At 45.6% G+C, this 10982-nt stretch carries 11 protein-coding genes; 7 read left to right on the top strand and 4 right to left on the bottom strand.

What is annotated here, in order from left to right; all coding sequences use genetic code 11:
* Window positions 1-736 precede the first annotated feature (736 nt).
* The 4 genes from H6F74_RS16755 to H6F74_RS16740 all read left to right on the top strand — a co-directional run bounded on the left by H6F74_RS16755 (window position 737) and on the right by H6F74_RS16740 (window position 4550).
* Complete coding sequence (locus H6F74_RS16755; protein ID WP_190443075.1) at window positions 737-1990, top strand: DUF4912 domain-containing protein; 1254 nt, start codon at window positions 737-739, stop codon at window positions 1988-1990.
* Between the two features lie 106 nt (window positions 1991-2096).
* Window positions 2097-2666, top strand: coding sequence for a CesT family type III secretion system chaperone (locus H6F74_RS16750; RefSeq protein ID WP_190443073.1), 570 nt, complete (start codon window positions 2097-2099; stop codon window positions 2664-2666).
* A 123-nt stretch (window positions 2667-2789) separates the two neighbouring features.
* On the top strand, window positions 2790-3194 hold the full coding sequence (locus H6F74_RS16745; RefSeq protein WP_190443071.1) for a DUF2358 domain-containing protein: 405 nt from the start codon (window positions 2790-2792) through the stop codon (window positions 3192-3194).
* Between the two features lie 165 nt (window positions 3195-3359).
* Window positions 3360-4550, top strand: a complete 1191-nt coding sequence (locus H6F74_RS16740) for a TRC40/GET3/ArsA family transport-energizing ATPase (protein ID WP_190443069.1) — start codon at window positions 3360-3362, stop codon at window positions 4548-4550.
* Window positions 4551-4639: 89 nt separating this feature from the next.
* Here H6F74_RS16740 and H6F74_RS16735 read toward each other — a convergent pair whose 3' ends face one another.
* The gene (locus H6F74_RS16735; protein ID WP_190443067.1) at window positions 4640-4831 is read right to left on the bottom strand and encodes a chlorophyll a/b-binding protein; all 192 of its coding nucleotides are present in this window, start codon (window positions 4829-4831) and stop codon (window positions 4640-4642) included.
* Window positions 4832-4841: 10 nt separating this feature from the next.
* Window positions 4842-5882: a succinate dehydrogenase/fumarate reductase iron-sulfur subunit gene (locus H6F74_RS16730; RefSeq protein ID WP_190443065.1), complete on the bottom strand. Its 1041-nt coding sequence runs from the start codon at window positions 5880-5882 to the stop codon at window positions 4842-4844.
* A 451-nt stretch (window positions 5883-6333) separates the two neighbouring features.
* Here H6F74_RS16730 and H6F74_RS16725 point away from each other — a divergent pair, with 451 nt between their 5' ends.
* From H6F74_RS16725 to H6F74_RS16715, 3 genes are all read left to right on the top strand, one after another.
* Complete coding sequence (locus tag H6F74_RS16725; protein WP_190443063.1) at window positions 6334-6765, top strand: AbrB family transcriptional regulator; 432 nt, start codon at window positions 6334-6336, stop codon at window positions 6763-6765.
* 210 nt (window positions 6766-6975) lie between these two features.
* Window positions 6976-7875, top strand: a complete 900-nt coding sequence (locus H6F74_RS16720) for a type II CAAX endopeptidase family protein (RefSeq protein ID WP_199301306.1) — start codon at window positions 6976-6978, stop codon at window positions 7873-7875.
* Window positions 7876-7998: 123 nt separating this feature from the next.
* Entirely contained in the window at window positions 7999-8955 is a 957-nt protein-coding gene (locus H6F74_RS16715; protein WP_190443061.1) for a transposase, read from the top strand.
* Window positions 8956-8967: 12 nt separating this feature from the next.
* Here the strand turns inward: H6F74_RS16715 and cbiE are convergent, their stop codons facing one another.
* Entirely contained in the window at window positions 8968-10206 is a 1239-nt protein-coding gene (gene cbiE, locus H6F74_RS16710; protein WP_190443059.1) for a precorrin-6y C5,15-methyltransferase (decarboxylating) subunit CbiE, read from the bottom strand.
* A gap of 114 nt (window positions 10207-10320) precedes the next feature.
* Complete coding sequence (locus H6F74_RS16705; protein ID WP_190443058.1) at window positions 10321-10938, bottom strand: cobalt-precorrin-8X methylmutase; 618 nt, start codon at window positions 10936-10938, stop codon at window positions 10321-10323.
* Window positions 10939-10982 lie beyond the last annotated feature (44 nt).

Raw genomic sequence — 10982 nt, 5'->3', positions numbered from 1 at the left:
GGATGCCGTTTTCCTCTTGGACTACGGGGGTCTGCAATGGTTTTTAATTGATCTATGAGGGTCATGGGTTGATGGTTGAATATGGTTTATCAACCCATCCTCATTTTTCTCTGTTGACATTGAAACCACCCTGCCTTTCCCTTTAAGCGAAAGAGTTGGGGATTAGGTTTGTCTTAACCGAAAAGTATTAACCCCAAAGCTAGAAACCCGGTTGCTCGCTTATATGTCAGGATTTCCTGACATATTTAGCTTGCCTGGAAAGGATTCAAGCAAATGCCCCCTTGGAGTTGATCCCAGATCCCATTGATTGTCATAGTTTCCTGACAATGTGATCCCCAGATTGCCTATAACTTCGTAGATATACCTATAATCAGCCCAGAAACCCCTTGATTTAACCAGGAATTTTTTACAACATAAGATTAACAAAGCGATCCCGCGATCCCAAAGAAATGTGGAAAGCACATTTCTGAAAACATTGGCGGCCAGTTCGCTTCTCAATTCAGATGGAAAGCAAGTAAGTCTTCAAGGTGTCGTTTGAAAATCCTGCTGCTTAAAAGGAAAAATCGACTCGCTCAAGACCGGAACAGACTAAAAAACGTTACGGATTTCAGTAAGAGGCAACATTGCCCAGCTTTCCGAAGTTGAAGAGACGCGAAACTGCACTTTGTGCGCTTCGTTAACCAGTCTCTAGAGGAGTAACCTACCTGCCGAAAGAAACTACTGGAGACAATACGTTATGGCAAAAGAACGCCCACCCCTAGAAGAGATGACATTGCGGCAACTCCGCAAAGTTGCCAGTGAGTGCAGCATCTCTCGATACAGCAGAATGCGGAAAGACCAACTGCTGGCATCAATTCAAGAAGTTCAGCGCACCAAGATTTCTCTCAGTCCATCTCGCACACTGGAGGCACAAGAAGAAGTGGAAGCAGCAAAATTTGAACTTGGTCAGGAAGACCGGACTGGCGGTACCCTGGCATCCGTAGACGAAGGGTTAGGAGATTTACCTGGTGGTTACGGTGAAAGCCGCGTTGTCTTGATGCCTCGCGATCCACAATGGGCTTACACGTACTGGGATATCCCCAACGAGCATAAAGAAGACTTGCGCCGTCAAGGGGGACAACAACTAGCTCTGCGACTGTACGATGTCACAGACATGAGCCTGGAATACCAAAGCCCACACAGCATTCAAGAATATCCTTGCGACGAGTTAGCGCGGGAATGGTATTTGCCCATGCCCGTGAGCGATCGCGACTACGTTGTAGACATCGGCTACCGCTGTGCAGATGGTCGCTTTTTAGTCTTAGCTCGTTCCGCTCCCGTGCGCGTTCCTCCCGTTTATCCTAGCGACTGGATTGAAGACCAATTTATCACCTTAGCCTGGGAAGAAGACCTGCGCGGCAAAACCTTCCTCGAATTGGTTCCTCCAGCCAAGAAAATGCCAATGGCAGCAACTGGCTACAGTGCCGCCCCTGCCACTGGCAACCCTATCTACGACGAAATCTTCGGCATGGCTCAGACCACCGAAGCTCAGCGCGTAGCAGGTTCGCTGTACGGTTCCATGCAGCAAGTACCCCTCGCAGAACAAGCCATCAGCTCCTACGTCTTCCCCTCTGGCGTTGGTATGTGGGCAGTTCCCACCACCTCTGGTCTTACCATGTCCGGTGTTGGAATGTCGGGTGCTGGCTTCTCTGCTTCCGCAATACCCATGCGTCCGCGTCAGTTCTGGCTAATTGCCGATGCTGAGCTGATTGTTTACGGTGCTACCGAGCCTGATGCTACCGTTACCATTGGCGGTCGTCCGATTAAGCTTAATTCCGATGGTACTTTCCGCTTCCAAATGTCCTTCCAAGATGGGTTGATTGACTATCCGATCATGGCTGTCGCGGCTGATGGTGAGCAAACCCGCTCGGTTCACATGAAGTTCACCCGCGAAACTCCTAGCCGGAATACCAACACTAAAGAAGAAGCCGTTCCCGAATGGTTGACCTAAAAGGATGAGGGATGAACAAAAATGAATTAATTCTCCCTTCCTTCCTCAGTTCTATGTCTTGAGAAGTTTCCCCCGACGCAAGTTGGGGGATTATTATTAGAAAATTATGAAACCTGAACAAATCAACGCTAACCTTACAGAAATATTTGGTGCAGAAGCTATTGAGGCAACCGCACCCGGATTGTGGCAAGTAGAAACGCCCCAAATGCGGCTGTTGGTGCTACTATCCGACGATGGATCTTGGTTGCGAGTTCTAGTACCAATCGCACCCGCTAAAGAAGCTCAACCGTTTTTGGAACAGCTCTTAGAAGCCAACTTTGATAATACCCAGGAAAGCCGCTATGCCTTGCATCAAGAGGTGTTATGGGGCGTGTTTCAGCACAATCTCGATAGTTTAAGTGGAGAGGATTTTTCAGGAGCGATCGCGCGACTCGTCTCTCTACATCAAACAGGTTTATCCGACTGCTTTAATCAGCTGATTGAAACTCGCATCAGTCAAATTATCCTCGCTGCCAAGCAACAGGGACAAACCCTCGAAGCAACACTCCAAACCTTAGATCGGTTTTATGAAGAAGGTTTAATGGGTGAAATGGATCTAGGCGCTGAAGCTCGTGAACAAGTGCTGGCAGCTTGGCGACGTCAATTAGAACGCCTCTGGCCAGAAGTAGAACCTTAACACCATTTTAGATTTTGGAATTCCCCCTAAAAATGTAGGGGGAGCGGATTTTGGATTGTGAAACCCTAGCCTCTAGAGAGTTTTAGCAAACTAGGTATAACTTCTAATCATACGTTTTATCTTATGGGTATCCTTCAAATTCTTAAAGAAGACTATCAAAGATTCCCAGAAAACCAGACCTTCAGCATCTATGCAAAAGATATCTTTTTCCAAGATCCGCTCAGCAAATTTCGTGGTCTTGGGAAGTATAAAGCCATGATTGGCTTTATCAACACCTTTTTTATTGCCGTCAAGATGGATTTACACGACATTCGCCAGTCAGGAGACACAATAAACATGGAGTGGACATTAAGTTGGAATACTCCGCTTCCCTGGAAACCACGCATTGCTGTTCCCGGCTGGAGCGAATTAAAAGTCAACTCCAATGGGCTAATTAATTCTCATATTGACTACTGGAAATGTTCCCGCCTCGATGTACTAAAGCAGCATATCCCCGCTTTACCCCGTAAAGAGAATAAAAATGAATAATTTTTAGAGTAAATTTACGATAACGGCTTATAGAAGCTAGTAAAGTAAATAAATTTCATTTAGGATTCAAACTAAGGAATCAAAATCTTCAAGGATACCTGTAGTTAGAGAAAACCCGCTACAGTAAATAAATATAAGCAATTTTCAGGCGGGGTTTAATTATCAATGCGTGTAATTTTAATGACAGGGAAAGGGGGCGTTGGCAAAACGTCTGTAGCAGCTGCAACGGGCTTGCGTTGTGCTGAACTCGGCTATAAAACCTTAGTTCTTAGCACCGACCCCGCCCACTCTCTTGCCGACAGTTTTGACCTAGAATTGGGACACGATCCACGTCTAGTTCGCCCCAACCTGTGGGGAGCAGAACTAGACGCGCTGATGGAATTGGAAGGAAACTGGGGTGCTGTCAAGCGCTATATCACCCAGGTTTTGCAGGCGCGGGGATTGGATGGCGTACAGGCGGAAGAATTAGCCATTCTACCTGGGATGGATGAAATTTTCGGTTTAGTTCGCATGAAGCGCCACTACGATGAAGGCGAATTTGATGTACTCATTATTGACTCGGCTCCCACTGGAACTGCACTGAGACTGCTAAGTTTACCGGAAGTTAGCGGTTGGTATATGAGACGTTTTTATAAGCCATTACAAGGAATATCAGTTGCTCTAAGACCTTTGGTTGAACCCATCTTTAGACCGCTTGCAGGTTTTTCTTTACCAGATAAAGAGGTCATGGATGCTCCCTATGAATTTTACGAGCAGATTGAAGCGTTGGAAAAAGTATTAACTGACAATACTCAAACTTCGGTGCGCTTAGTCACCAATCCAGAAAAAATGGTGATCAAAGAGTCTCTTCGCGCCCATGCTTATTTAAGTTTGTACAATGTTGCTACAGATTTGGTGGTGGCAAATCGGATTATACCAGAGCAAGTGACTGACCCCTTCTTTCAACGTTGGAAGGAGAATCAGCAGCAATATCGGCAGGATATTCACCAAAATTTCCATCCATTGCCTGTGAAGGAAGTTCCGCTTTACTCTGAGGAAATGTGCGGTTTGGATGCCTTAGAACGGCTGAAGGAAACACTATATAAGGACGAAGACCCGACTCAGGTATATTACAAGGAAACGACTCTCAAAGTTGTGCAAGAAAAAAACCAGTATAGTTTGGAACTGTATTTACCTGGTATTGCCAAGGATCAAGTTCAGTTAAGTAAAACTGGGGATGAGTTAAATATTACCATTGGCAACCATCGGCGCAATTTGGTGTTGCCGCAAGCACTGGCGGCTTTACAACCATCCGGGGCAAAGATGGAGAATGATTATCTAAAAATCCGGTTTGCTGATGCGGCTAAGGTAAGCTGAGAAAATTAATCTAGGCAAATTTAGGGGTGGAGGCAGATACTCTAGAGTATCTGCCTGGATTTGCTATTTGCTACTTTGCCAGTAAGCTATTAGCGCAATCCCAGCCAGGTGAAAAAGTCCTGATGGGTAAAAAATTCCAGTATTAACAAAGCAACAAACCCAATCATAGCGAAGCGTCCGTTAAGTTGCTCGGCGTAGGGTGAAAAGCCAAAAGCAGGTTCTGGACTGTTATAATCTTCTGCTGGCGTTTGTTTTGGTGTCGGAGTAGTTTCAGGATTCATCACTTTTAGTTTAATATTGGTCAGATGTTGGTTGAGATTCCAGACTTTGAACAGATTCAATAAGCGATCGCACTACCAACGCCCCCTCGGACGGCTCAAATCCCAAAGGGAATTTACCCCGAACTAGCATTCTTAAACCCAGTGGCCCCAAGCTGATTAACCCCTTAATATCTCGAAAAGAGTTACCCACCACTTGCAGGCCAAATCGGCGTTCATCAATCCAACCGCCTTCCTTAACCAAATCAATTAATACTTTCCGGTGGCGAACTTGGCGGCTGTCTTGGGCATCCTTCCGGTCAAGAATTTCCTGTTTAATTTTCCCGATTTGATCCATTGGGGCAACATCCATCGGACAAACCGTATTGCACATAAAACAGCGGGTACAGCCCCAAACGCCCTGAGTCCCCTGATTATATTTTTCTAAACGAGATTCTGTTTCAAAGTCGCGAGAATCCGTCACCATCCGGTAAGCTTTAGCTAAAGCGTGGGGGCCTACAAAATCTGGGTTCACTTCACGGGCATTGCATTCAGAATAGCAGGCACCGCATAAAATACAATTGCCTGTTTGATTCAGTTTCTCTCGCTCTTGGGGTGTTTGCAGAAACTCTCGTTCTGGGACTTGCCTTGCACCAGTGCTGACATAGGGTTCAACAGCTTCCAGGTGATCCCAAAAGCTGTGCATATCTACCACCAAATCCTTAATTACAGGCATATTGCCCATTGGGGCAATCGTAATTTCTGGGATGACATCTGAGGTATTTCTCGTCGTATCTGAGGTTGTAGCACTTGCCGCTATCTGTTGCAGCCTTTGCAGTTCACTGCCCACATTTTCCTTGCAAGCTAGCGCAGAACGACCATTGATTCGCATTCCGCAGCTGCCGCAAATTGTGTTACGACAATTCTTGCGAAAAGCTAAACTTCCATCCTGCTCCCACTTAATACGATTTAAGCAATCCAGAATTGTGTTGCCGGGATCAACATCCAGTGTGTAAGTCTGAACTTGAGGAGGAGAATTTTGCTCCTGCCTAATGACCTTAAAAAGGACTTGCATGATTAAAGGCTCTTCATTCTCTCATCTTCTAGTCTAAGACTGAAATCAGCAGTGTGTAGGCAAGCACAACTTTGTTTTACATAGGTTGACTTGGGTGTGCAGCTCTTATTTTTTATGTCAAGAGCAATGAAGACAAAACAGATTAATCCCCGCTTTGTCATCCCAAAGATAGATTTCCGGCAATAATATACTTTACACTTTAGACTTTATAAAATTATAGAGTCTTTAGTCTCTCGTCTCTAGTCGCTCCTTAAATGACTTGACAAGTGGTAGTAAGAACCTCAACTGTTACCGAACAAGCAAATTTTGCACCGAGACATGAACTTGAGGACTCACCTTGTAAAAATCGTTTGTTGGACTGAGTAAGTTAAATATATATTTTTTATGTACTCAAATATTGGCAGAAGACTCTCTTTACTATACTGTAGATTGAAGTGTATTTTGTAAGACGATGACTGAAACCGCAACATCTCCATTGACAGGGAAAGCACTGCTTCAAAAAGTAAAAGAGCTTTCAAACTTACCACGGCGAGAAACAGCAAAACGCTGTGGCTATTACACCGTGACTAAGAACAACCAGACTCGTGTCAACTTAACAGACTTTTATGACGCAGTTTTGGGCGCTAAAGGTGTTCCTCTCGATCCAGAAGGAACAAAAGATGGTCGCGGACGCGAACCAACCTATCGTGTAAGCGTACACAAAAACGGTCAAATTGTTATTGGTGCAACCTACACTGAGGCAATGGGATTAAAGCCTGGTGATGAGTTTGAAATTAAGCTGGGCTACAAGCATATTCATTTAATTCAAGTGGATGGCGATAAAACCCGGGCAGCGGAAGATATGGAGGAAGATACTGAAGACGAGGACGAGGATGAATCTTAGGCAGTAATAGTTACTGGTCTAGGGATGCTTTTGACAAAACAAGCTGTTTCATCTGAAAGAAAATTAACTGGCTTTCCTTAAAGAGGATTGTCTAGTGTTTTGCTAATACATCGGAGGGCTATTGCATAGTAGCTGCGTGGGTTTATGCTCGCCCTCCGAAAGTATACAAGGCAGTGTTTTCGCTTTCGTTAAGATGTTAAGCTTGTGCTAATGAAAGCTGTCTTGACAATGGTTATTTTTGACCAAATAGAGCGGTTGCTGGCGTTACTTGCAGAGGCAGCCGCTGTGTGGAAAGCGATCGCTTTTTTCCTTGTTTGGCTAGTTCTTTGGTTGCCAGTGGCGATTCCTCTGGCAAAATTTCTGAAATGGCAGCCCCCTAAGCCATTGGCAGTAGAGCAAAAGCTACCTTTATTAGCTTCGCTTTACTTAATTGCCCCACTGATTGTGTGGGGTGCTTCTTTGGTGGAGGGGGTGCCTTTTTCAGATTACGGCTTGAATTGGAAAGCTTCAGTTTTAGTTTCACTGGGACAAGGCTTAGGCTTGGCTGTGCTAAGCCTGGTGGTAGTGTTTGGCATCGAAAAAGCCTTGGGCTGGATAAATTGGCGCTGGGAAGAAGATCAAAGTTCTCCAGAGGCAGAGATCCAGTCGCCCAAAATTGGATCGGTAGTGGGATCTATCCTGCTACCGACACTATTAATAGGATTATTGGTAAGTGGAATTGAAGAGTTAATTTTTCGGGGATTTTTGCTTACTTCCCTCCAGCAAGATTATTCAGTTTGGGTAGCGGCAGTAATTTCTAGCTTAATTTTTGCTCTGCTACATCTGGTTTGGGAACAGCAAGAAACTCTGCCTCAGCTGCCGGGATTGTGGCTGATGGGGATGGTATTAGTATTAGCTCGTGTTTGTGATGGTGGTAGTCTAGGTTTGCCTTGGGGACTACACGCGGGTTGGATTTGGGTTATAGCTAGTTTGGATACCGTTGGGTTGATTACTTACACGGGTAAAGTTCCAGCTTGGATGACTGGGTTAGGAGAAAAACCCTTAGCTGGTGGGATGGGAATTTTGTGCGTATTGGGAACTGGAGGCCTTCTCTGGGTGTTATTTAACTGAACCGACAAGCTGAAATAGTCTAGAGCAAACAAAGCCTGAGATTATCGGTATCAGAGGAAGTTTTGGGGGAAGCGATCGCAAATCAGCCACAGTTTATAATTCAGTTTCGGCAGTTGAAAACCTATGACCGAGCAATATACTGATTACGATAGTCCCTGGAAAGAAGTCATAGAGGAATATTTTCCCAGCTTTTTGGAGTTCTTTTTCCCCTTAGTTTATGCCGAAATTGACTGGCAGCGAGATCCAGCCTATGAATTTCTAGATACAGAACTGCAACAGCTAGAACCAGATGCAGAAATTGGGCGGCGTTTGGTAGATAAAGTCGCAAAGGTTTGGCTGCTAGGAGGCGAAGAAGCTTGGGTATTGGTTCATGTAGAAGTTCAAGGTAAGTACGACAGCAAGTTTGCCGAACGAATGTACACATACAATTACCGCTTGTATGACCGCCACAAACAACGAGTCATCAGCTTAGCAATTTTGGCAGACGAAGAGAAAAATTGGCGACCTTCTAGCTACGGTTATCAACTTGGGGGATGTCGCGTTAGTTTAGAGTTTCCCGTAGCGAAACTTTTGGACTACGAGGCGCAGTGGGAAAGTCTAGAACAAAGCACTAATCCCTTTGCTGTAATTGTGATGGCGCATTTAAAGACTAAAGCGACGCACCGAAACCCACAGAGTCGTTTAGAGTGGAAACTAAGCCTGGTCAGAAGGCTGTACGAACGGGAGTATAGCCGAGAAGATATCGTAAAGTTGTTTCGGTTTATCGACTGGGTGATGATGCTGCCAGAGGAGTTGGCGCAAGGTTTTAAAGCAGTAGTAAAAAGTTACGAGGAGGCGAATAGAATGCGTTACGTAACCAGTATCGAGCGGTTGGCAAAGCAGGAAGGGATGGTGGAAAATGCACGAGAGAATGCGATCGCAGTCTTGGAAACGCGGTTTCCAGAAGTGCCAAACTCTATTGTCGAGAGGATTAACGGGATAAACGATCCGTCCGTGCTGAAAACGCTTTTCACAAGGGCGATTCTTATTGGTTCTGTGGAAGAATTCCAGCAAGTCTTGGATGAAGTGGTTTCTGGATGAGCGATCGCGCCTTCAATGAGTTGCAGTTAAAATCGTCACTGGATTAAGAGGCGAAAACCGCGTCAAGTTTCCCACAGGTACGGAACGCGATAGCTGCACTTGCAATAACTGGTAATCCCATCTGTGACGGGAAAGCCAATCCAAAGCTGTATTAAGATGTTCTAAAGTTGCTAGTGCCAGCACCAAAACACCATTAGAAGTTAGCTGATTATTACAGGTATCGAGAATTTCAGTTAAATTGCCGCCGCTACCACCGATAAAGATGCGATTTGGTGGTGGAAGTTGAGATAAAGCTTCTGGTGCATCGCCATGAATAGAAATTACGTTTTCTACTTGGAAGCGATCGCAATTTTTCTCGATTAAACTGGTGCCAGCAGAGGTTTTCTCAATCGCATACACGCGAGACCTGGGGAACAATCGGGCAATTTCGATAGAAACTGATCCAGTTCCGGCACCGATATCCCAGATAATTTGTTTTGGCTGTAGTGCTAATTCTCCTAATACGAGAATACGCACTTCGCGCTTAGTCATCAAGCCAGGGCGATCGCTAAAACTCAGAAAACTCCGATCTGGTAATCCCAGCATCGGCAAAGATTCTAAATTTAAAGGCAATTCATCCGCCTCTACACGTAGTAATACCACCACATTCAGGGGTGCAAAAGTTTTATCCAGCAGGCTGTCTATCGGGAAAGACTCAACCCGTTCATCGACACCGCCGAGATTTTCACATACCCAGAATTGGTAATTGCTGGGTAAATCTAAGGCAAGTAACAGATGTGCGATCGCATTTGGCGTATTCGTCCCATCTGTCAGCACCGCAATCTTCTCCACGCCTTGTTGCAGTGCTACAGTTAACTCGTCAAGCGATCGCCCGTGAGCGCTAATTACCCGCGCATCCTGCCAAGGCACTTTTATTTTATTGAAAGCCAGTTGAATCGAACTTAGATGTGGGTAAAAAGTTAATTGTTCTGCTGGAAGTTCTACAAGTAGCAGCCGTCCCAATCCAAAGAATAGTGGATCGCCGCTGACTAATACCACAATTATTTCTGAATCACCATACAAGCAATTGCGAATTTTGTCAATTGCTGCTTTTAAATCTCCTAGTAGCAAACGTTGGGCTGGATGATGGGGAAAGTAACAGAGGTGGCGATCGCTTCCAATTAGCAGCGTAGCCCGATTCACAATCTGCCGCACAGTTTCTGTTAGTCCTGCTGTGCCATCCAAGCCAATTCCGACAACGTGTACAGTCATAGAAAAGCACAAGGCGATCCCCTATGTCCCCCTTCAAAAGGGGGGAGGAAAAAGCTAAAAAAAGAAACACAGAGCCTATATTGCTTCCCCCTGCGTTCTCCACGTCTCTGTGCGTTAACTCTCATAACCCTCCCAAGCTAAGATTAGCAGAGCATTAACGATAGCAGCAGCGACTGGTGAGCCGCCCTTGCGACCTTCGATGCGAATTTGGGGTACGGGGGTGTTAGCAAGTGCCGCTTTTGACTCTAGCACGGAGATAAAGCCCACAGGTGCGCCGATTACCAAAGCTGGTTGTACTGGTGCTTTTGGCAACTCAGCACAAAGCGCTAGCAAAGCGGTGGGAGCATTCCCGATAGCAAAAATCGCGTTGGGAAATAACTCAAAGCATTGCATCAAACCAGTTTCGGTGCGCGTCTTACCGGGAAGTGGGACGGGTGCTTCTTCAACTGCGGCAATTAGCGGGGTGCCAAAAGTTTTCGATACCATGCCAGCAACTCCCTGTTTTACCATGCCTACGTCTGTGATAATAGGCACACGATGCTGGAGAGATGCGATCGCATTCTCAATTGCCCCAGGACTAAATCGAATCAATGTTGCAAACTCAAAATCAGCTGTAGTGTGAATCACCCGCCGGACAATGGCATACTCAGCGGGGCTAAAGTTATGTTCGCCGATTTCTCGGTCAATAACTGCAAAACTCTGCTCCAAAATAGGATGATTTAAAAGGCTCATTCAGGGGCGGGTCTAAGGAAGATTTGCTGTCGCCAAATGCTAAG

Source organism: Trichocoleus sp. FACHB-90 (assembly GCF_014695505.1).
In the GTDB taxonomy this organism is placed as follows: domain Bacteria; phylum Cyanobacteriota; class Cyanobacteriia; order Cyanobacteriales; family FACHB-T130; genus Funiculus; species Funiculus sociatus.
The sequence above is the reverse complement of the archived record's forward strand: the minus strand, read 5'-3'. Positions and strand labels throughout refer to the sequence as shown.